This is a genomic window from Marinilabilia salmonicolor (genome assembly GCF_003003035.1).
Lineage (GTDB): Bacteria > Bacteroidota > Bacteroidia > Bacteroidales > Marinilabiliaceae > Marinilabilia > Marinilabilia salmonicolor_A.
The window spans coordinates 82,736-105,599 of sequence record NZ_PVTS01000004.1 but is presented as its reverse complement, the minus strand read 5'-3'; the positions used below and the strand labels follow the sequence as shown (position 1 = coordinate 105,599).

20 protein-coding genes are annotated in these 22,864 nt (G+C 42.7%); 14 read left to right on the top strand and 6 right to left on the bottom strand.

Annotated features, from left to right (window positions below; all coding sequences use genetic code 11):
* Nucleotides 1-52: 52 nt before the first annotated feature.
* A complete protein-coding gene (locus BY457_RS05305) occupies nt 53-1,078 on the bottom strand; it encodes an efflux RND transporter periplasmic adaptor subunit (protein WP_258176625.1) in 1,026 nt (341 codons plus the stop codon).
* Nucleotides 1,079-1,148: 70 nt separating this feature from the next.
* On the bottom strand, nt 1,149-2,438 hold the full coding sequence (locus BY457_RS05300) for a TolC family protein (protein WP_258176624.1): 1,290 nt from the start codon (nt 2,436-2,438) through the stop codon (nt 1,149-1,151).
* 316 nt (nt 2,439-2,754) lie between these two features.
* On the opposite strand from BY457_RS05300, the gene BY457_RS05290 reads away from it, so the two are divergent.
* The 3 genes from BY457_RS05290 to nspC all read left to right on the top strand — a co-directional run bounded on the left by BY457_RS05290 (nt 2,755) and on the right by nspC (nt 6,855).
* The gene (locus tag BY457_RS05290) at nt 2,755-3,780 is read left to right on the top strand and encodes a sensor histidine kinase (protein WP_106152284.1); all 1,026 of its coding nucleotides are present in this window, start codon (nt 2,755-2,757) and stop codon (nt 3,778-3,780) included.
* Nucleotides 3,781-3,944: 164 nt separating this feature from the next.
* A complete protein-coding gene (locus BY457_RS05285; protein WP_106152283.1) occupies nt 3,945-4,709 on the top strand; it encodes a LytR/AlgR family response regulator transcription factor in 765 nt (254 codons plus the stop codon).
* Between the two features lie 1,003 nt (nt 4,710-5,712).
* Nucleotides 5,713-6,855, top strand: coding sequence for a carboxynorspermidine decarboxylase (gene nspC / locus BY457_RS05275; protein WP_106152281.1), 1,143 nt, complete (start codon nt 5,713-5,715; stop codon nt 6,853-6,855).
* A 62-nt stretch (nt 6,856-6,917) separates the two neighbouring features.
* On the opposite strand, the gene BY457_RS05270 is transcribed toward nspC, so the two are convergent.
* Both BY457_RS05270 and BY457_RS05265 read right to left on the bottom strand, forming a co-directional pair.
* Nucleotides 6,918-8,555, bottom strand: coding sequence for an AMP-binding protein (locus BY457_RS05270; RefSeq protein ID WP_106152280.1), 1,638 nt, complete (start codon nt 8,553-8,555; stop codon nt 6,918-6,920).
* A 38-nt stretch (nt 8,556-8,593) separates the two neighbouring features.
* Nucleotides 8,594-9,157: a helix-turn-helix domain-containing protein gene (locus tag BY457_RS05265; protein ID WP_106152279.1), complete on the bottom strand. Its 564-nt coding sequence runs from the start codon at nt 9,155-9,157 to the stop codon at nt 8,594-8,596.
* Nucleotides 9,158-9,854: 697 nt separating this feature from the next.
* On the opposite strand from BY457_RS05265, the gene BY457_RS05260 reads away from it, so the two are divergent.
* The 8 genes from BY457_RS05260 to BY457_RS05225 all read left to right on the top strand — a co-directional run bounded on the left by BY457_RS05260 (nt 9,855) and on the right by BY457_RS05225 (nt 18,631).
* The gene (locus BY457_RS05260) at nt 9,855-10,463 is read left to right on the top strand and encodes an HAD family hydrolase (RefSeq protein WP_106152278.1); all 609 of its coding nucleotides are present in this window, start codon (nt 9,855-9,857) and stop codon (nt 10,461-10,463) included.
* Nucleotides 10,464-10,585: 122 nt separating this feature from the next.
* Entirely contained in the window at nt 10,586-12,082 is a 1,497-nt protein-coding gene (locus BY457_RS05255; RefSeq protein WP_106152277.1) for a glutamine synthetase family protein, read from the top strand.
* A gap of 217 nt (nt 12,083-12,299) precedes the next feature.
* On the top strand, nt 12,300-13,988 hold the full coding sequence (locus tag BY457_RS05250; protein WP_181256388.1) for a BCCT family transporter: 1,689 nt from the start codon (nt 12,300-12,302) through the stop codon (nt 13,986-13,988).
* Nucleotides 13,989-14,013: 25 nt separating this feature from the next.
* On the top strand, nt 14,014-14,931 hold the full coding sequence (locus tag BY457_RS05245; protein WP_181256385.1) for a universal stress protein: 918 nt from the start codon (nt 14,014-14,016) through the stop codon (nt 14,929-14,931).
* 90 nt (nt 14,932-15,021) lie between these two features.
* Entirely contained in the window at nt 15,022-15,918 is an 897-nt protein-coding gene (locus BY457_RS05240) for a glycine betaine ABC transporter substrate-binding protein (protein ID WP_106152275.1), read from the top strand.
* Nucleotides 15,919-16,020: 102 nt separating this feature from the next.
* Entirely contained in the window at nt 16,021-16,845 is an 825-nt protein-coding gene (locus tag BY457_RS05235) for an aldo/keto reductase (RefSeq protein ID WP_106152274.1), read from the top strand.
* 77 nt (nt 16,846-16,922) lie between these two features.
* Entirely contained in the window at nt 16,923-17,159 is a 237-nt protein-coding gene (locus tag BY457_RS05230; RefSeq protein ID WP_106152273.1) for a DUF3820 family protein, read from the top strand.
* A 158-nt stretch (nt 17,160-17,317) separates the two neighbouring features.
* Nucleotides 17,318-18,631, top strand: coding sequence for a carboxypeptidase-like regulatory domain-containing protein (locus tag BY457_RS05225; protein ID WP_106152272.1), 1,314 nt, complete (start codon nt 17,318-17,320; stop codon nt 18,629-18,631).
* Nucleotides 18,632-18,942: 311 nt separating this feature from the next.
* Here the strand turns inward: BY457_RS05225 and BY457_RS05220 are convergent, their stop codons facing one another.
* Both BY457_RS05220 and BY457_RS05215 read right to left on the bottom strand, forming a co-directional pair.
* Entirely contained in the window at nt 18,943-19,176 is a 234-nt protein-coding gene (locus tag BY457_RS05220; protein WP_106152271.1) for a hypothetical protein, read from the bottom strand.
* 78 nt (nt 19,177-19,254) lie between these two features.
* Nucleotides 19,255-19,737 (bottom strand): hypothetical protein, encoded by a 483-nt coding sequence (locus BY457_RS05215; protein WP_106152270.1) that lies wholly within the window; start codon nt 19,735-19,737, stop codon nt 19,255-19,257.
* A gap of 631 nt (nt 19,738-20,368) precedes the next feature.
* On the opposite strand from BY457_RS05215, the gene BY457_RS05210 reads away from it, so the two are divergent.
* From BY457_RS05210 to BY457_RS05200, 3 genes are all read left to right on the top strand, one after another.
* Nucleotides 20,369-21,028, top strand: coding sequence for a TorF family putative porin (locus BY457_RS05210; protein ID WP_106152269.1), 660 nt, complete (start codon nt 20,369-20,371; stop codon nt 21,026-21,028).
* Nucleotides 21,029-21,104: 76 nt separating this feature from the next.
* Nucleotides 21,105-21,461 (top strand): P-II family nitrogen regulator, encoded by a 357-nt coding sequence (locus BY457_RS05205; protein WP_010663411.1) that lies wholly within the window; start codon nt 21,105-21,107, stop codon nt 21,459-21,461.
* Nucleotides 21,462-21,502: 41 nt separating this feature from the next.
* Nucleotides 21,503-22,738: an ammonium transporter gene (locus BY457_RS05200; protein WP_106152268.1), complete on the top strand. Its 1,236-nt coding sequence runs from the start codon at nt 21,503-21,505 to the stop codon at nt 22,736-22,738.
* The last annotated feature ends 126 nt before the right edge of the window (nt 22,739-22,864 follow it).

Below are 22,864 nucleotides of genomic sequence, written 5' to 3'. Positions count from 1 at the left end.
GTACGATAACAAAAAAGTCACCGGCATTAACAACCTCCAACAACAATCAGGATTATTTTACCACATTGAGTTTAACACCCTCAATTAGTTTTGCCTGACCTACTGTTACCAACTGGTCTCCAGGTTCTAATTCATCAGAGGAGACCTCAATCAAATCATTAAATCGTTGTCCCATTTCCACTCTGACCCGCTTGGCTCTTCCATTCTCATTCACAAAAACATAGCGTTCATCGGAACCGGTTAATTTCATAACCGAACGATAAGGAACCATCAATGCCTCAACTTCCTGAAGGTCAATTGAAGTCTGAACGTACATCCCCGGTCTCAACAGATTGTCAGAATTGGGAATACGCACTTTTGCCTGAAAAGTATGAGTTGCAGGATCAATGGTTGGATAAACAATTTCAATAACTGCCGGAAACTCCTGATTCTTGTACACATCAGGCTTTACGGTCAGTTCCATTCCCTCCTTTACAAAAGGCACATACGATTCGGAAATGCTGATCAGAGCTTTCAGCTGATGAGTCTGGGTCAACGTAAGAATAGGACTGCCGTTAAACAACTCACCCTCTTCATAATTCTTTTCAGAAATCACACCCCGGATTGGTGCTTTAACATAAGTGTTAGGTTCAAGAAACTCAAGGTTTTCCCGGGCCTGGTCAAGAGCCAGCTTAGCCTGATCATAAGCCTGTTGAGAAACGGTTCCCGATTCTTTCAACACTTCCAGTCGCTCAAACTCTATTTTTGCATTGGAATAGGTAAGTTTTGCTGTTTTGTACTGACTCTGATCCAATCGAACCAACCTGTCTCCTTTTTTCACACGCGATCCCACTTCTACATAAATCTCCTCAATAATCCCGGTCAAAGAAGGTGCAATATTCACAGTTTCATAACCTTCCAGGGTAGTTGAAATATCAATTTTACGGGTTACCGTACTTCTATTCAGTTCGGTTATTTTTACATTCTCCACCCGTTCAGCATCATTTTTGGCTTCTGCATTTTCAGTGGCAGCTCCACAACTCACCATAGCCCAAGAAAGCCCTGTTGCAATTACAAGTATTAAAAAACGATTCATCATTATTTGTGTTTTATTATTATCTGATTACTATACTTTATTCTATTATCACTTAACCTCAGCCTCACTCTCCTTACGGCGCTTCCACATTCAGCAGTTGTTCCAGTTCAATCTGGGCCGTCACCACATCTAGAAGTGCCTGCACATAGCTGTTCTGGGCAGAAATAAGTTCAGTTCCGGAGTTGGTCACATCCAGACTGGAGGCAATTCCCTGCTCATACTTCCGCGAAACATTATCAAATACCCGCTGTACTACCACCATGTTCTTTTCCTGGGTTTCCAGGCTTTCGTAGGAAGAGGTTAGATTGTAGGAAAGCTGACGATGCTGAATAATCAAGGATTCCCGTGTATCATCAAAAGTATTCAGCTGCTGTTTGTAACCCAATTTGGCTTCCTGCACAGCTTTATATCTGCTACCACTGGAGAAAATGGGAATATTCAGCGAAACACCAAACATATTGGGCGGTGTACTGTTCATGGTAGCCTCGTCACTCATATACTCCTTTTTTGTATATTGATAAAAAGCCTGAAGGGAGGGAGCATACTCCCACTTCTTCATTGTCACCTGCTTTTTGGCCAGTTCTACATTCTGTTCCAGCAACTGGTAGTTGTAATTATTGTCGAGCATAAAATCCATATCGAGCAAGGCCATGGCTTTTTGAGGTTGCATCAATTCATCAATGGTCTGGGATAACTCAATTTCTGAATTAACGTCCAGTCCCAGTTGCAATCGCAAAGAGTTGTAAATCATCTCCAACGACCGGCGGGTGGAATTGATATTGGTATTCATGGTGGCAATCTGCACAGAGATAAGGTCGGCATCGGTCTGTTCCGAAATACCCACTTCCACCGATTGCTGCGTATAATTGAAAAGCTTTTCCAGGTTTTCCAGGTTCTTTTCCAACAATGATGTGGTCTCCTCCATCACCAACGCAGAGTAATACAATGTTTTTACCTGATCGGTAACTTCCTTTTCACTTTGCTTTAGAGTGATATCAGCCATATTTTTGGCAATATTTTCCAGCTGCACCCCAACAACCTGTGTACCACTGAGAGCAACCGAAGCGGTACCTCCATAAGTTACCGAGTTGGGCATAGAGATCTGAAAGTTTCCAAGATCCATCGAATACCCAAACATATTACTATAATCAACTGTGGCATTCACCTGTGGCAGCATCGTAGCGATGGTCTGCCAACGGCTGGCTTCGGCTATTTGCACATCCATAGAAGCATTTTTCAGTGTACGGTTGTGCTCCAATGCATGGTTCTGCGCTTCTTCCAACGTCAAACGGAGACTTTCCTGAGCACCGACAGTACCCGCCAGCATCACCGCCATCAAAAACATTAAAATCCTGTTTTGCATATTGTACTAAAATTTGATTTTCAACATGGTTTCAATTACTTTCAGGAAATCAAAAAGGCCGGACAAAGCTTATTTTTGAATTCCATCGGCAAATATCACCTCTGCCGACAAGTATTTAAAATGAAATCAAGGAAACGCAGAGAGTTTTCAATAATCAGACAAAATCAGCTTGAAAGTCCGTTCATTGAAAAAACAGTCCGATTATTGAAAATCCAGGCTTTTCATTGAAAAGTGAAACGTATAAATGGTAAAACAAGCTTTAAATAATAATTTTGCGCCTGGGTCGGACGCCAAAAATTAAATTCGAAAGGAAACCATGTTCTCAAAATTTACTAAATGGTACAAGGCGCTTCCATCCATTGCGATATGGATTTTGCTTGCCCTGTTTTACTTTACCATAGGTTCTCAGGTTAGTTGGCGCAAAGGACTTTTACATGCCATTGTTCTTACCTCCATCCAATATGTCGTGTTCAGAGTAAACATCAAAAGATTGATGCCCAGGTATCACGCCAAACAAAAAAACAAATTCAGAGCCTACAATACTATTCTGATTGTATCTATGGCTCTGTTCGGGGTAGCTACGGAAATGTTTTTCAACCAACTATTCCCATCAATGCGGCCAGACAATCACAGCATCATTGCAGCCTTTATTTTTCATTCCGTATTGTGTCTCATTGCATTCTGGATCAGCATGACCAAATATCTGGAAGACAAACAGGAAAAGAACACAGTGGAAATTGAAACCCTGAAGCGAGAAAAGGCTGAAAGTGAACTGAAATTTCTTAAAACACAGGTCAACCCCCATTTTCTGTTCAATGCCCTCAACAACATCTATTCCATGGCCTATACCGGTGATGAATCCACACCCGAGAAAATCACCATGCTTTCGGATATGCTGCGTTATGTGCTTTACGATTGCGAATCGGACTATATATCACTCTACAAAGAGATCGATTACATCAACAGCTTCCTGGAGTTCCAGCAGTTAAAAACCGAAAAACGACAAAACATCAGTTTCAACACCGGCATGCATGACGAAAATTATCAGATAGCACCCATGCTTTTGGTTACTTTTGTAGAAAATGCCTTTAAGCACAGCAAGATAGAAAAAGACAAATCGGGTTTTGTTAACATTGAACTGGAACTAAACGCAGAAGAATTTCATTTTAGTGTGGAAAACAGTATTCAGGCACAAGCATCCGGACAAAAAACCGGAAATGCACACGGCATTGGCATAGAAAATGCACGAAACCGGCTTGAATTGCTTTATCCTAAAAAGCATAAACTAATCATCGTTCACGATGAGGACAAATACAAAGTAACCTTGAAATTGTATAAATAGTGTTTGTCTATAAAGTCCGACTTCCACGTTGTTGCTCAAAATCTAAACCCTTAAATACACTAGTATGCTGCGGTTTAGATTTTTACACGCCTTGAATTTGAACTTTATAACTCAAACACGTGAAAAACGCTTAGTTTATAGACAGGCACTAAAAAATTAATCACATGGCAGCTCAGGGAAAATATAACTGCATTGTTATTGACGATGAATTTCTGGCACGTAAACTGATGGCCGATTATATTTCAAAAATTCCTCAATTCAATCTGATCGATTCGTTTGACTCCCCGATGGCAGCCATCGACACCATTTCCAACGGCGAAATTGATGTGATTTTTACCGATATTGAGATGCCTGATATGTCGGGGATGGATTTTATAAAAAATCTGATGGTTCCTCACGGTCCGCTGATTGTTTTTGTAACGGCTTATCCTCAATATGCCGTTCAGGGATTTGAAGTGAATGCGGTGGAGTATCTGCTAAAACCGGTTTCTTTTCCACGGTTTGTTAAAGCAGTCAACAAGATTATTACCATTCTCAATTACAGGCAAAAATACAAAGAGTTGGAGTCACCGGCCGAAAAACCAACCGTTCAGGATACTCCTGCAGAAGAGGCGAAAAATTTCATTATCGTAAAATCAGATCGCCGGATGGTCAAACTCCTCTACGATGACATTCTCTACATTGAAGGAGCGCTTGAATATGTAACCTTTCACACCCATACCTCCAAATACATGGGCCTGTTTTCGCTCCGAAAACTGGAACAGGAACTCCCTGCAGAACGTTTTATGCGCATCCATAAATCCTATATCGTAGCACTGGATAAAGTTCGGGAAATCAATGGCAATCTGGTGAAAGTAGGAGAACACACAATATCTGTAAGTAAAATGATGAAACCCAAACTGCTGAATTATTTTGCAGGGAAGAAGTAGAAATCAACCTGTTTTTTTGTTAACAAATCTGCAATACAAAAAAGACACCGAAGGTTTATGCTCGTTTTATTTAATATATCCCATATCCCTCCTATTCAAATGAAGATAAGCAAGAAAAACAACATCCCCTTTTATCTTGTAAAAAATTGTAGTTTGCCGACCAATTGTTTATCTATAAAGTCCAACTTCTGGGTTGTTGCTCAAAATCAAAAACCCAAAAAACGCTAGTATTGTGCGGTTTATATTTTTTACACGCCTTGAATTTGAACTTTCTATCTCAAACACATGAAAATTACTGCAAGGGATTTGAAAATACGAGGTCTGATTTGAGAATCTAAAAAAAAGTAATGTTCCTTAGAGTATGTCAATAAAATCGGGGAAATTTGTTTTCAGGCCTGTTTCTGGTCAGAAAGTGCCAATTGCTAAGCCTGTGCCCCGATTTTTCTTCGGGGGCTTGCGAGGCCGCCAAAAACTAATCATAAATGAGGATTTTGGCGGCAAACGTAACAGCCTCTCCCTATCCTATTGTTCTAAGGCCGTTGGCCTGTTGGAACATGGTTTCAGTATGAACCTATTTTGATTTCTAAAATGGTTCAACAAACACTAGGGAAATGCAATTTTTTGACTTCATGAATCTCAACACGCGATGAAAAATAGTTTTATAACGGTTCATCGTATCCGCCCTGAAGGGGCACAAGCAATAGCCCAGGGCAACACCCCAGGCTATTGCTTAAAGACCTTCGGCCTTTTAAATACGCAACAACAATATGTATTCCCTTAAAAGGAAAAAAGCCCCGGTTTTTAAAGGAATGATTCTTTGAAATAATGAAACGAGCATGCCAAGGGATGTCGCAAAAGACAATGTATAAGTCCCTTACATGCGAGTTCCATCAGACAAATAACTTAGATAAATTATATACTGATGAAATAGTTTATAGAACACCTCCCCCATTTGTCAGCAAACAATTCTCAACTATATTTGTCGTTAATAAAAAACACAAAAATGAGCATCAATATCAATCAGGTTCCCTCGCCAGCCTATGTCATGGATGAGGCATTATTGCGCAAAAACCTTGAACTTATAAAAAGTGTCCGTGACAGGGCCGGAATAGAAATAATACTTGCATTCAAGGCCTTTTCGTTGTGGCCGGCATTCCCTATAGTGCGGGAGTACATTCCCGGCGCCACGGCCAGCTCCATTCACGAGGCCCGCCTGGCTTTTGAGGAAATGGGCAGCCCGGCACACACCTACAGCCCGGCCTATACAGAAGATGATTTTCCGGGCATCATGCAATACAGCAGCCACATCACTTTCAATTCCATCAATCAGTACGAACGGTTCAGGGAGATGCTTCAAAAGAACGATAAGCACATCTCCCCGGGATTACGTATCAACCCGGAATATTCGGAAGTCTCCACCGATTTGTACAACCCATGTGCTCCCGGATCACGACTGGGAATTATTGCCGACCAGATGCCTGATCAGCTTCCTGATGGAATCGAAGGCTTGCATTTTCATGCTTTGTGCGAATCATCAAGCAATGAACTTGAGAAAATCCTCAAAAACGTAGAAGATAAATTTGGCAACCAACTGCAACAAATTAAATGGATCAACATGGGCGGAGGTCACCTGATGACCCGCAAAGACTATGATGTAGAACATTTAATTCATACCCTGAAAACCTTTAAAGAAAAATGGAATCTGCATATCATTCTTGAACCCGGCAGTGCATTTGCATGGGAAACAGGGGTGTTGGTTTCGGAAATAGTGGACATAGTAGAAAACCACGGCATTCAAACGGCTATTCTGAATGTCAGCTTCACAGCCCACATGCCTGATTGTCTGGAGATGCCTTACAAACCGCGCATTAGGGGCGCTCACCACGAGCCGGTAAAAGGCTTACCGACTTACCGCATGGGTGGCAACAGTTGTCTGGCAGGCGATTTTATCGGCTACTGGTCGTTCGATGAACCGCTAAAACCGGGTGATAAAATCGTATTTGAAGATATGATTCATTACACCATCGTAAAAACAACCATGTTCAATGGAGTGCCACATCCATCCATTGCATTCTGGAACGACAAAGAAGGACTGAAAATCGTCCGGGAGTTTGGTTATGAGGATTACAAGTCGAGAATGGGGTAAGTTGAAAAAGTGTTTTACAGGTGTATTTTGGCAAAGTCAAAATACACCTGTAAAACACAAATCTACTTCGCCATTTCCGCTCCCATATCCCGGAGCTTATATTTCTGAATCTTCCCACTGGCAGTTTTCGGAAAATCATCCACAAAAAACACATGCTTTGGAATCTTGTACCGTGATATTTTTCCCCGACAGAAATCCTGCACCACCTCTTCGGTAAGAGATTTTCCGCTTTTCAGCTTAATAAATGCCCCAACGATCTCACCATATTTCTCATCAGGAATACCAACAACTTCCACCATCTCCACTTCAGGCATATTGTAAATATAGTTTTCAATCTCACGCGGATAGATGTTCTCCCCTCCCCGGATAATCATATCTTTAATGCGTCCGGTAATTTTGTAAAATCCATCCTGCGTTCTCACAGCCAGATCGCCCGAATGTAACCAGCCATCCTTGTCGATCGCTTTTTGTGTGGCTTCCGGATTGTTGTAATATCCTTTCATCACATTGTAACCTCGGCAGCATATTTCTCCCTGCTGATTGGCTCCCAGTTCTTCACCGGTTTCAGGATCCACAATTTTTACCTCCACCCCGGGAAGCTCCTTCCCAACGGTAGTCGCCCGGATTTCGGGTTCATCAAAGGTTCGCGTGGTGGTCATCCCGGGTGAGGTTTCTGTCAGACCGTAAACAATAATAATATCATCGCAATGCATCTTGGTCATCACCTCTTTCATCGTATCAATAGGGCACAATGAACCTGCCATGATTCCTGTTCTCAATGAAGAAAGGTCAAACATATCGAACATGGGGTGGTTAAGTTCGGCAATAAACATGGTTGGCACTCCATAAATGGAGGTACATTTCTCCTTTTGTACAGCTGCAAGAACTTTCAACGGATCAAAATCTTCTGTGATAACCATACTCACCCCATGGGTAATGACAGCACAAACACCAAGCACACAACCAAAGCAGTGAAAAAGAGGAACCGGCAACAACAATCTGTCTTTTGGGGTATATTTCATATTGTCCCCTACCCCTACTCCGTTGTTCACAATATTGTGATGCGTCAACATAACCCCTTTGGGGAACCCTGTTGTCCCGGAAGTATATTGCATATTCACCACATCGTGGCAGGTCACCTGCTGCTTACGTTCCAGCAAGGTGGCATCGTCCACATGGTTGCCCAATGTCAGAATTTCCGGAGTGTTATACATTCCACGGTGTTTCTGAGGCCCCAGAAACATCACATTACGCAGTTCAGGAAACTTCTCACTTTTCAGATGGCCCCGCTGTGAACTTTTCAATTCGGGCACCAACTGAAAAACCATATCCACATAGTCACTGTCACGGTACCCGTCAATCAGGCATAGCGTATTCAAATCTGCATTCTTTATCAGATATTCAAGTTCTGCCAGCTTATAGTTGGTATTAATGGTAACCAGAATTGCACCAATTTTGGCCGTAGCAAACATCAGGGTGGTCCAGTCGGGTACATTATTGGCCCAAATCCCCACTTTATCACCTTTTTGGACGCCAATGGCCATCAATCCTTTGGCCATCTTATCCACTCGCTCATTAAATTCGCTGTAAGAGAAACGCAGACCACGATCAGGGTAAACCATGAAATCATGATCAGGCATCTCACCGGCCCACTTCTCAAGCAGTCCACCCAGTGTATCTTCGGTTAATTGATAAGACATAAGTAAATTTTTCGGATGAGTTGAAAACAATTATTGCATCAAACTGGCAGATAGACAACTGCCAAAACCAATGCCTTCTCAGTACCGGTTGCTGATACTTTGTGATCGACAATGGAATCATAATAAATGGTATCCCCCTCTTTCAACTCATACTTCTCTTTTCCGTAAACAACCTCCAGGGTTCCTTTCAAAACATAAAGAAACTCCTCGCCTTCGTGTGAAGAACTTCCGGAGTTGAACTCATCACCGGGCTCAACTTCAATCAGAAAAGGATCCATATGCCGGTCACTTTTTTGTCTGGCCAGTGAAGAAAAAGCAAGATTCTCGTGTGGCTGGGAACCCGCTGCATTCATGTTATCAGCAGGGCCATTCTCTCCCTTTCGGGTAACCACAGCACCGGTTTCTTCCTGATCGTCCAGAAAAGTCCCAAGTCGTACCCCAAACACACGAGCCAGTTTAATTAGTGTTCCAAGTGCAGGGGCAACTTCACCGGCCTCTATTCTGGCCAGCTGTTGTTCATCAAGCTGGGCTCTTTGTGCCACCTCTTTGAGCTCTAATTTCTTATCCTCTCTTTGTAATTTGATTTTCTCTCCGGGTTTCATTCGTTTAAAATTTTGTAATTATCTGATAAAAAACTAATTAAAAATTTGAGAACGAATGGAACCGCTTCGCTCTCGCATAATATTTTTTAAACATGTTCTCTTGTGATTTATATTTAAAAAATATCATGCTCGTTTCATCAGTAAATAATTTATTTAAGTTATTGGTCTGATGGAACTCGCATGTAGGGAATTTATACATTGTCTTTTGTGACATCCCTCACCATGCTCGTTTCATTGGTATAAAAATTTGTAATTATCTGATAAAAACTAAGTCATTAGTCTGAGGGAATCAGGACTCGTTTCATTCAAAACTATCTATGTTCAAATTAAAATTGACAAATTGACTCCAAAAGAAAGGATTTTTGAAAAAAAATACAAGATTTCAGTCTTTTTTGTTTTCATTCCAAACTAACCTAAACCTCTCTGGTTGCAAAATGTAAAATTGAAGATTGCGTCTGTTTCAGGATTATAATAATTATTACATTCAGGCAGAAGGCAGTAAACACGTCAAATCAAGCGGTCAGATTAATTGCACAGCAGCAAAACCTGCTGTTTTTTTTGTAGGCGAATGCGTCATTGCAACTCCGGGCCTACTGCCCATTCCATAAGGAACAGTTCCCTTTAACATCTCTTAAACCAGCACCACTCCTCTCCCCCAAAAGGTTTCATTATCTTTGCATCTTCAAAGCGAAAAACTATGCAGAAGATTGAAATACATCCCGGAATAAAAGGACTTATTTTCGACCTTGACGGGACCATTGCAGACACCATGCCAGCACATTTCATTGCATGGCGTGACACTTTAAAAAAACACGGAATTGATTTTACCATTGACCTGTTTATGGAACTGGCCGGAATCCCCCTTTATGGCACTGTGGAGAAACTCAACGGAATGTTTAATAAAAGTATAGATCCGGTGCAGATGGGTGAAGAGAAAGAAGATATCTTCAGAGCAACCATTCACAAAACCAAAGTTATCGAACCGGTGGCTGACATCATCAGAAAATATCACGGTAAACTACCCATGTCGGTGGGTACAGGTGGACAAAGATCCATTGCCGAACAAACTCTGAAAGTCGTTGGCATGGACAGCTATTTCGATATCCTTGTTACTTCGGATGATATTACCCATCCCAAGCCACATCCGGAAACGTTTCTCAGATGTGCTGAGCAAATGGGCATTGCCCCCCATGAGTGTCAGGTTTTTGAAGATGGAGTGCTGGGCATGAATGCAGCTCGTGAGGCAGGCATGAAAGTTACCGATGTGACCAAATACTATGAGGTAACCATAGGCCAGGAAGCCTGACAAAAATCAAGTTCTAACCTCTTTTATTTCTGATGTTTCTCAGTTTTTTCATGACGCAATATCCTTAAGTTAGATTCCACATATTGAAACAAACAAATGGAATCACTTTTAAGGATAAACTCATGGAACAACAATTTAATTTCAGCCCCAATCCACTGGTCAAGTTTCTGAAGAAACACCCTGAGCAATTTACCCGGGAAGACATCATCAGTTATATGACTGAGAATGACATCAGATTGCTCAACTTCAGGTATCCGGGCGAGGACGGGCGGCTGAAAACACTCAATTTTGCCATTCACAGCGTTGATCACCTCAACAAAGTGCTGACTTTTGGCGAACGGGTGGACGGCTCATCACTCTTTTCGTTTATGGAAACCGGAAGCAGTGATCTGTATGTAATACCCAGATATCAAACTGCTTTTCTGAATCCCTTTTCTGAGATTCCTTCCGTGGAAATACTTTGTTCGTTTTTTGACCATACGGGTAACCTGCTGGAACTGGCTCCCGAAAACATTCTCAGAAATGCATCCCGTTATTTCACTAAATCCACTGGTCTGGAGATGAAAATGCTCGGGGAGCTGGAGTATTATGTCAACAGTCCCACAGATAGTCTCTTTCAGGCCACTGACCAAAAAGGTTATCACGAATCGGAGCCATTTGCCAAATTTGAATGGATGCGCAAAGAAGCCCTGCGCCTGATTGCAGAGTGCGGAGGCCGAATAAAATACGGGCACTCCGAAGTGGGAAATTTTACCAAAGAAGATGAAGCCTTTGAACAGCACGAAATAGAGTTTCTTCCCACCTCTCCGGAAATGGCGGCAGATCAGATTCTCATTGCCAAATGGATTCTGAGAATGCTGGCAGACCAACTGAATGTAGAAATCAGTTTTGCACCCAAAATCAGTACAGGAAAAGCCGGAAACGGGCTGCATTTTCACATGATGATTCTGAAAGATGGTCAAAACATCGTTATGGAAAACGAGCAGCTTAGCGCAACCACCAAAAAGATTATTGCCGGCATTCTGGATCTTGCTGATGCACTGACCGCTTTCGGGAATACAGTGCCTACCTCTTATTTGAGACTGGTGCCCAATCAGGAAGCACCAACCTATATCTGCTGGGGAGAACGAAACAGGTCGGCCCTGGTGAGGATTCCGTTGGGATGGACCGGCGGAAACGATATGGCTGAAATCGTGAATCCGGGTTTGACAAAAGATACCAAAAGTCCGACGAACCAGACTCAGACTTTTGAATTCAGAGTACCCGACGGTAGCGCTAACATTCATCTGATTATGGCAGGTCTGTTAATAGCTGCCGTACACGGACTTAACATGGACAATGCACTGGAACAAGCAGAAAGCCTGTATGTCAAGGGTAACATCTTTCACACATCTGATTTTAAAAACCTGAATCAGTTGCCGGCGTCCTGTTATGAGTCGGCTGAGCGCCTCGATGAGAAAAGAGATGTATTTATAGGAAGTGGCGTATTTCCGCGTATGATAATTACCCACACCATCGATAAACTAAAAAACTTCAACGACATCAACATCAGGAATGAGATATCTGAAGACAAAGATAGAGAACGAGAGCTGGTAATTCGCTATATACATTGCCAATAAACTGTTTCACAAGCCAATAATCCCCACTCTTTTTCTTTTATTTTTAGTTTTGTGAGCACACAAATAGTATTTATCGGGAGGAATATTGTTAAAAAAAACACAATATTCCTTCCGATTTGTTTATAAAAGTTCATATCTTAAAGCTTCAAAACTTTGAGGAAAATTTAATCATCCTGATTTTATTTGTAAAACAGGTTAAAACTCAAACGAGAAAAATATGGACGATAAAAACACTCCCACTTCCCCTCACGAGGGCGAAGAGCATCTGATCAGTAAAAACAAGTATTTTGATGTGGATGGCCCGGTTTTCTGGCCCTCTGCAATACTGATTGTAGTCTTTATAGTCGTTACACTCGCTATAGGGGCACCCATGAATAAAATTTTTGCCTCTATCCAAACCAGTATTTCCGACAACGGTGGTTGGTTTTTTATTCTATCGGTCAATTTGTTTTTGTTCTTCATCCTTTTTCTTGCATTCAGCAAGTATGGAAAAATAAGACTTGGAGGACCAGAAGCCAAACCCGAATTCTCCAAAGGAGGCTGGTTTGCCATGCTCTTCAGTGCCGGTATGGGTATTGGTATTTTGTTCTGGAGTGTAGGCGAACCCATCAGTCATTTTGTGAATCCACCCATGGGAGAACCCAGAACTGTAGAAGCAGCCAAGCATGCCATGCAAACCACGTTTCTTCACTGGGGCCTTCATGCCTGGGGTATTTACGCGCTTGTGGGTATGGCGCTGGCATTCTTCACCTTCAATAAAAAGCTGCCGCTGACCATCAGTTCCATTTTTTACCCGCTGTTGGGTGAGAAAGTTAATGGTCCCCTGGGAAAAGGCATCAATGTACTGGCGGTGGTTGCCACCCTTTTCGGACTAGCCACTTCTCTGGGGCTCGGAGTTCAGCAGGTAAGTGCCGGTCTGGCTCACCTTGTAAATCTGCCCGACACCATCACCGTTCAGGTAATCCTGATTATCGTTATTACATTAGGGGCCACAGCCTCCGTAGTTGCCGGTCTTGATGCCGGGGTAAAGCGCCTGAGTGAAATAAACATTGTGCTTGCAGCCATCTTTTTGATTTTTATAATTATTGTTGGCCCTACCCTCTTTATTCTGGACTCGTTCACTCAAAATGCAGGGTATTACATCCAGAGTTTCTTTGAAATCAGCTTCTGGACAGAGACCTATCAGCAATCTGACTGGCAAAACGGCTGGACCGTATTTTACTGGGCTTGGTGGATCAGCTGGTCCCCTTTTGTAGGAATGTTTATCGCACGAATTTCAAGAGGTCGAACACTGCGGGAGTTTGTTCTGGGAGTTCTGATCGTGCCCACACTCCTCACATTCCTGTGGCTCTCCGCCTTTGGAGGAAGTGCCATTTTCCTGGAGCTTAACTCCATGGCAGACATCGCCACGGCGGTAAAAGAAAATGTGGCGACCTCACTCTATGTGCTACTGGAACAATACCCCATTTCTTCCATTACTTCGTTGGTGGGAGTACTGTTGGTAACCAGCTTTTTCATAACCTCTTCCGACTCCGGATCCCTGGTGGTTGATAGCCTTACTGCCGGCGGAAAGCTGGATGCTCCGGTTCCACAACGGGTTTTTTGGGCATTGACTGAGGGCGCTGTTGCAGCAGTATTATTAATTGGAGGAGGTCTTGGAGCCCTGCAAACGGCTTCTATCATTACTGGGTTACCATTTGCTCTTATCCTGATTATCCTGATGTTTAGTCTGTTCAAAGGTTTGCAGGAGGAACACGGAATCATGCAGTCAGCCATCAAAAAACGCGAACGAGAAGATTATCAGAAAGTTATTGGCGAATTAATTCGTAAGCGGGAAGCATCCCGTCATGCAAAACAACCCTCAGGTGCCCACGTCCCCCCGTCAGATAACAAAAATGAAAAGTAATACCGATCCTAAAAAGTCTGTCATTATGAACAAGAAATTTAATAAAATACTGGTCTGCCTGGACCTCACAGAAATGGATGATTTTCTGTTTCGATATACCAACTTCATCGTGGATACCTTTGCACCCTCATCGGTAATATTTATGCATGTGATGCACCCGGTGGAAATTCCTGATGAAATCAAATCATCCTTTCCCGGATTCAACGAACCGGTGGACCAACTAGTACGCGAAGAGTTGGAAGAGAAAGCAAAAGAGCTGTTCAATGCCAAAGTAGATTTCTCCATTCAGGTTAAGCAGGGCCTCACAACCGAAACCATTGTGAGATACGCAAAAAACAATAAGATTGACCTCACCATTATGGGGAAAAAGATAGGCTATACCGGAGAGGGTGGAATTACCCGCAAAGTAACAAGCCTGATTCCCTCCTCTGTACTGCTGGTTACCGAAACAGCCCCCTACAACATCAAACACCTCTGGGTACGCATGGATTTTTCCAAAATCTCCATAGAAGCACTCAAAATGGCTCAGTCGATTAAAGAACAAACCGAAGCTAAGGTTACCTGCCACAATGTTTTTAAGCTGCCGTTGAACTATTTTCCTCAGCAGACCGAGAAACAGGAGACAAGATTGCTGGAACAGATGACCAAACACGGAAAAAAAGAATATCAGAAAATCATCAAAAAACTGAACATTAAAGAGGAAGAATTTCCGTGTGAATTCAGCATGAATAAAGAGGGCGGAGAAGCCCAGATTCTTTATCACAAAGCGGTTCAAAACCAGGCCGATCTGATTTTGTCAGGATCAAAGATGAAATCAGGTCTAACGCATGTCATTCTTGACAATACCTCTGAAAAGCTTGCCGGAGGTGGCAAAACCCTTCCGGTGCTGATTGTCAAGGACAAAAAATTGTCCACCGGAATTCTGGAACGTATTTTTGATTAAAAGCCCTGTTGTCTCTGACAATCAACATCAAACAGGTCTTCATAATCACCAGAGTGAAAACCAACGAATTCTATAACCAAGAAAAAAAGCATGAAACGAACAATCTTCAATATGATTTCCCTTATGCTTACGGGCATAATCTTTTCGGGCATTATAGTTTCCTGTAACTACACCAAACCTTCGCAGGAGGAAGAGGACAAACGTGTGGTAAAACTTAATTACACCAACTGGACCGAAAGTGTAGCCATTACCATGATGGCTGCCACCGTCCTGGAAGAGAAGATGGGATACGAAGTAGAATTGAAACTAACAGATGTGGAATCGGCCTACCGGGAAGTTGCCGGTCAGCAGGCAGACTTTTTTCCGGATGCCTGGCTTCCTCACACCCAGCGTCAATATTTCGAAAAGTACAAAAATGAAATCGACACCGTCGGAATTGTATTTCATAATCCCAAAACAGGATTGGTGGTTCCCGATTACAGTAAGTATGTTTCCATTACCGACCTGACCGGAGACACCATCCCCATTGTGGGTATTGATGCCGGAGCAGGTATCATGACATCCACGGACAGAGCCATCAAGCACTACAAACTAAACAACCGATTGCTCACCGGTTCGGATGACCAAATGACCTTTCAAATGACCGATTCAATAAAGCGGCGTAGAGAGATCGTAGTAACAGGCTGGGAACCTCACTGGATATTCAGTCGTCATGATGTGCGCTTTTTGGAAGACCCGGACAACATCTTCCCCACCGACGAGCATATTTATGTGGTTGGAAACAAAAAAAGCATTGATGAGCATCCGCATGCAGCCGAATTCTTCAAGCGAATGAAACTCACTGATAAACAATTCAACAGCCTGATTGATCAGGTAAAAATGGCCACCGATCCGGCAAACGGAATTCATCAGTGGATGGAGAAAAACAAATTTATCGTCAACAAATGGGTTAAAGATCTGCAACCCGAACGGCTTAAGGTGATGTAATACCTTTTAAAACATATGATCAAAACCCGTTTTTTGCAGTTTTCAAACAAAACCAACAAAACGGGTTTTCTTTTGTTTTAAATACAAAAACACAATACCATTATGCGAATAACAGACTTAAAAGGTACAGTAGAATTGGCCAACGGAACCAGGATGCCCTATCTGGGATTAGGTGTATTCCAAACCCCCAACAATGAAATCAAAAACGCAGTTCATGCTGCACTGGACTTCGGCTATCGCCACATTGACACTGCCGCATTTTACGAAAATGAAGATGGTCTTGGAGAAGCCATCAAATCACACTCCATTTCGCGGAAAGAAATATTTATTACCAGCAAAGTGTGGAATACCGATCAGGGATATGATGAAACGATAAGGGCTTTCGGAGAGTCATTGAAAAAACTGCAAACCGATTACCTCGATCTTTACCTGGTTCACTGGCCCATCAAAGGCAAATACACAGATACCTGGCGTGCCCTGGAAACTTTATACGAAGAAGGACGCATACGGGCCATCGGGGTCAGCAACTTCCTGCAGCACCATTTGGAAGATGTGATGGCCACAGGGAAAATTGTGCCCATGGTCAATCAAATGGAATTTCATCCGCATCTGGTCCAACAGGATCTTATCGATTTCTGTAAAAAACACAGTATCCAGTACGAAGCATGGAGCCCGTTGATGCAGGGTGGAATTTTTGAGATCGATCTATTGAAAGATCTTTCAGAAAAATACAGTAAAAGCATCGCCCAGATTGTTCTTAGATGGGACCTTCAGAAAGGAGTGGTAACCATCCCCAAAAGCGTAAAGAAGAATCGCATCGAAGAAAATGCATCCATCTTTGATTTCGAAATTTCGGAGGAAGACATGAAAAAAATTGATGCCTTGGACTGCAACGAACGAATCGGACCTCATCCGGATAAAATCTAACATTAAATATTCCTACATTTGCCCGGACATTTGCACACCCAATGTCCGGGCTTTTTATTACTTCAAAAAATATTTTAATGGAACCAGCGCCACAAATCAATTCAGGAATACTCAAAGAACTCATCACCAACCGAATGCCCTACGGCAAATATAAAGGGCTGCGCATTTGTGATCTGCCCGAACCATACCTGGTGTGGATGTCACAGAAAGGATGGCCCAACGGAAAGCTGGGAATGCTTCTGGGTACCATTTACGAGATTAAACTCAATGGACTGGAGTACCTGCTCAAGCCAATGAAACAGATGTATCGGTAGGCGCGGATTTTACTTCCCCGAAAAAAAATCAGACTTCACTAAGGGTTTTTCGGCATCCCGGTGTCTATATGTTGAAAAGGATGAATAACAACATCCATCGCTGTTAACAACGATCAAAATAGCATTCTGCATAATTGTGAACACCAAAAACTGATGCCATGAAAACAAACAGATTTAATACCCGCACAGGTTTTCGTTTCATATTGGCTTTAGTAGCCATGATTTCGATGACCGCCACTGCAACATATGCTTCTTCTGTTTTTGAGGAAGAAGAACAGTTGCCCGACACCACCAAATTTTTATTGCTCCGGGGAAGTGTGGAAGATGAAGACTCCGGCGACCCCCTGGCCTTTGCCACAGTAGCTATTGAAGGAACAAACATTGCCACCGTCAGCAACTCAAGTGGTAATTTCTCTTTGAAGGTTCCCAAGGAAAAATCAAACGAACAAATCCGCATCTCTTTTATCGGATATGAGAAAAAATATATGCCGGTTTCATCTTTTCGCCATGGTCGCAACACTATTGAGCTCAAAATGATTACCGTTCCGCTTGTGGAAGTCTCTGTTTTTCCATCCGATCCCAATCTCCTGATCAGAGCTGTACTCAATCGCAGGGATGAGAACTATCTGGCCGACCCCACAAAAATGACCGCTTTTTATCGGGAGACCATAAAAAAAGGATGGTCTTATGTTTCCCTTTCCGAGGCAGTGGTGGATGTTTATAAGTTTTCGTACGACAATCCACGTGAAGACCGTGTAAAATTGCATATTGGTCGCAAAAGCACAGACTACGAAAAGCTCGACACGGTAGCCTTTAAACTGCAGGGAGGGCCTTACACAGCCACCATGCTGGACATCATGAAAGATCCATATCTGTTGTTCGACAATGACATGATTGATTATTACAACTTCAAAATCAGCAACATTACACGCATTGAGGATCGGACAATATATGTATTGAGTTTTGAACAAAAGCCTTCGGTGAAGATTCCGCTTTTCTATGGAAGACTTTATGTGGATACAGAAAACCTGGCAGTAACAAGAGCAGTATTTAATATGAATACTGAAGACAAAGACGAAGTGGCGAGAATGTTTATTCGCAAAAAACCTTTTGGTGCCCGGGTTTTCCCCACCGAAGCCTCATACATCGTCAATTACAGACAGAACGAAGAGGGAAAATGGTACTTTGGTTACAGCAGAGGACAGGCCTCCTTCAAAGTAAAATGGAGAAGAAAACTTTTCAATACCAACTACCACACCACTCTGGAAATGGCAGTTACCGACTGGGAAATCACAAGTGAGGATCCATTCCGGGGATCTGACAGGCTGAAAATCAATGCCATCATGGAAGATGAAGTTAGTGGTTTCTCTGATCCTGATTTCTGGGGCGATTACAATGTCATAGAACCCGAACAACCCATTGAAAATGTCATTAAAAAGATTCAGAAAAAGCTTGTCCGGGAAGATATTTAATAAAACCGGTCTTCTGCGGATTGACGACCTCCCCTAACCCCTCCCGGGGAGGGGGATTGGGTTCTTTGTAATAAAAAAAGATTTTAAAAGAGCAGTAAACCATTGACAGGCGTAACCCTTAAGAAAAATCTTCCTTTACAGATTGTGTAAGATTTTTGCAAAGACCCGGGTTTTGAAGGTTGCCCATTGAAAGTAAGTAACGTTTTACAGAACCATAGCTAAAAACAACAGGGGTTGTACGAAGAAAATTGTACAACCCCTGTTTTTTATTTTAGCCTGATTAATTCAGGTTAGATGATTAAAGCCGGATATTAAAAATCATCATCATCAAAATCGTCATCGAAATCGTCCTCATCAAAATCATTGTCAAAGTCTTCGTCGTAATCCTCATCAAAGTCTTCGTCAATATCTTCGTCGAAATTTTCATCATCCAGGTCTTCCTCCCCCCATTCATAATCATCATCTTCACCGAAATCATCATCATCAATCTCGGGATCATCGTAACGAAATGCTACGGGATCAACCTTTAAAATACTCTTTTCCATGCAATTACAAATATAAAATTTACGGGATAAATTTATACATTCAATTCAATATATTGCAAATGATCAGAAGATTTTTTTTTACTCTTCTTCTTCTCCCGGCCAGATCAACTCTTCCTCTTCTTCATCCCAGTAAGGTCCCCATTGTATTTCCGATAAAATACCGTTATCAAACCATAAATTAAGACTTACATCCAACAGCGTTGCAATCTGCTGACTGTTATCCTCATCGTCTGACAACTCTTCAATAGAAACATCTCCAAGACCAAGCATTTCGATCTGATCCATCACCTCCTGCTGACTAAGACCTATCAGATCCACCCCCTCAAAGGTGTATTCTTTGGAGCTCACCGCAAGCGAAGTAAGTCGCCAGTCTTCCATCTGATCAAAAGAAGCGGACAATTCTATTTCATCATAGTGCCACGCTTCAGACGTATCTTCGGCCATGTCTTCATTTTCCATAACCTCAATTTCATCAGGCTCTCCCATAATTGCTTTAAACTCCTCACGGGTCATTCCAAATTGAAGATTATCAACGCCTTTTCCTAATTCAATATTTTTCATCCTTTCAAGATTTTGTATTGTGTAAATCAAATTTAATCATTAAAGCCGAACTATTCATACATTATCAATAATTCTACTCCATTAGATATATTTTTTTCCCACAAAAGCCGGAAACATTTATCCACCTGCATTAGCCCCCAACTTTACCTGCCATATAGATAAGACGAGTAAGATGTAAACAGGCTGAAAACCTGAGAACAACAGCCCGGTGCAACGTCCTGGGTTCTGAGGTATTTCTCACCTCCCCTCTCATTATTAATCGCGACGCAACCAATAATGAGAGGAGAGAGTTGTTACAATCTTCCTGTGTCGTTGCCCCATGCTATTGCACTCAGGCCGATGGCCTGTAATTGAAGTTTTCGGGCAAGCTCTGGATAAAGGGGGAGGACAATTAATATTCTTCAAAAAACAATGATGCCCCCCTCCAAAATAAGGGTCTTTTCATAAAAAATGCAAATTTTCAAAATTTACCCCTCAAAAATTAGGGGGTAAAAATAAAAAGTATATATATTTGCATTGTCAACCCATATAAAAAGGGGGTAAAACTCTTGAAAACTCAAAAAATAAACCAAACACCCCCCTTTTTTACGGGGTACACTTTTATTAACCACATTTTTAAAAACTAACCACTATGAGAAACTTTGGAAAACTTTTTTTGGTCCTGACCATTACTGGTCTTTTTGCATCCGGCTTTAATGCCAGGTCACAAGTTGAGGTAAGTGTCGGTGCCGACCTTATGAGCCGCTATGTTTGGCGGGGGACCGACTTTGGTGGTTCACCAAGCATCCAGCCATATATGGAAATGAGTGCCGGTGATTTTGTACTGGGTGCATGGGGTGCCTATACCACGAATCTTCCGGGAGCCCAGGAAGCCGACCTGTATGCAGGATATTCATTCGGGGATGTTTTTTCACTAACCGTAACCGACTACTACTTCCCGATGGATGACATGTCGGATGATTATTTTGATTTCGACAGCAATCATTCCATGGAAGTAAGCGGTACCCTTTCGTTGGATAAGTTCAGCCTGCTTGCAGGGAAGTTCTTTGCCGGAGCCGACGACAAATCACTCTATCTTGAGGCAGGTTACGACTTTGGACTGGTCAATGCCTTTATCGGAGCCGGCGATGAGGTTTACACTACAGATGGTGACTTTGGAATTGTAAATGTGGGCATCGGAGCATCCAAAGAGATTAAACTAACAGAGTATTTCTCACTTCCCCTTTCCGGTTCAGTGATTCTCAACCCCGAAAGTGAAAGTTTATTTATGGTGGTAGGAGTTTCATTCTGAGCTCCGCAGCCCGGAAAATTCCTGCCGGAAATAACCGATCATACTGCCAAGTAGTCAAAAACCTAAAAATGATATCATGAAAAAGATTGAAGCCATCATACGCAAAACCAAGTTCGATGATGTAAAAGAGGCCCTCAGCAAAGTAGGGATTGATTTCTTTTCATACTGGGAAGTTCGTGGAATCGGAAGGTCGCGTGAAGAGCGCGCCTTTCGGGGAATTGTTTACGATACCAGCGCCATTGAACGCATCAAATTATCAATTGTGGTACGCGATAAAAACCTGAAAAACACCATTAACGCCATTCTGGAATCGGGAAAAACCGGAGCCATAGGAGACGGAAAAATCTTCGTTGTGGACATTGAAGAGTCTTACCGGATACGCACAGGCGAAAAAGGTGATGAGTCTCTCTACATCAAAGGAGAAGAGGAATAACAGAAATCCTCTCAGGTTAAATCTATTAAAATCATACGATTATGGAAGAAATTACAAAACAAGTATCCGAGATAACCGTCTCTTTAGACATGTTATGGGTTTTAATTGCAGCGGCCATGGTAATGTTTATGCAGCCGGGGTTCGCAATGGTTGAAGCCGGTTTTTCACGTGCCAAAAACACTGCAAATATATTGATGAAGAACTTCCTTGACTTCTCCGTAGGATCACTAATGTTCTGGTTGATAGGCTTCAGCATCATGTTTGGAACCGATCTGGGAGGGTTCATAGGCATGCCCGATCTCTTTTTCTCAGGAAGTTACGGCAATGATGTGGATTATGCCATTCTGATATTCCAGACCGTATTTGCAGCAACCGCCGCCACAATTGTTTCCGGTGCTGTTGCAGAACGAACCGAATTCAAAGCATACATTCTTGCCAGTTTCTTCATTACGGCAGTCATTTATCCCATCTCAGGACACTGGGTGTGGGGAGGTGGATGGCTCAGCGAATTGGGCTTTCACGACTTTGCCGGATCCACAGTGGTACACTCGGTAGGTGGATGGCTTGGATTGGTTGGAGCTGCTACAGTTGGGCCGAGATTGGGAAAATACAACGGAAAACGCAAAGCGATTCCCGGCCACAGTTTAACCATTGGTGCATTAGGAGTCTTTATATTGTGGTTTGGATGGTTTGGTTTTAACCCCGGATCACAGCTGGCAGCAAGCGGACTGGATAACATCTCAGCGGTAGCCTCCATTTTTGTAACCACCAACCTTTCGGCTGCAGCCGGAACCGTTACAGCCATGATAATCTCATGGATGCGTTACAAACGGCCATCACTGGGTCTTTCACTCAACGGAGCGCTGGCCGGATTGGTCGCCATCACCGCCGGTTGCGACATTGTCACTCCCGGTGGAGCAGTAATCATCGGAGTTATTGCCGGCTTCGTACTAATCTTTGGAGTGGAAATGCTGGACAAGCTGCGTATTGACGATCCTGTTGGTGCCGTTACAGTGCATGGATTCAGCGGAGCTGTAGGAACCATTATGGTAGGTCTTCTGGCAACTGAAGGAGGACTCTTCTATGGTGGCGGTGCAAGCCTGCTTGGAGTTCAGGCATTGGGCGTAATCTCTGTCGCTGCCTGGGCATTGGCCATGGGATTCATCCTTTTCCGAACCATTAAATCAACCGTAGGTCTGCGGGTACCCAAACGCGTGGAAGAGGAAGGACTCGACATCTACGAACATGGAGAAACTGCCTACGACAATCTGACCTGATAAACCACCCCTGTCTTCGGAAATTTTTCCGAAAACAGGATTGCCAACAAAAACGTCTCTTACAATTTACCTTAATAACCGTAAAAGCAAGACAACCCGAAAGGAGATAAACGCAAACCTGATGCC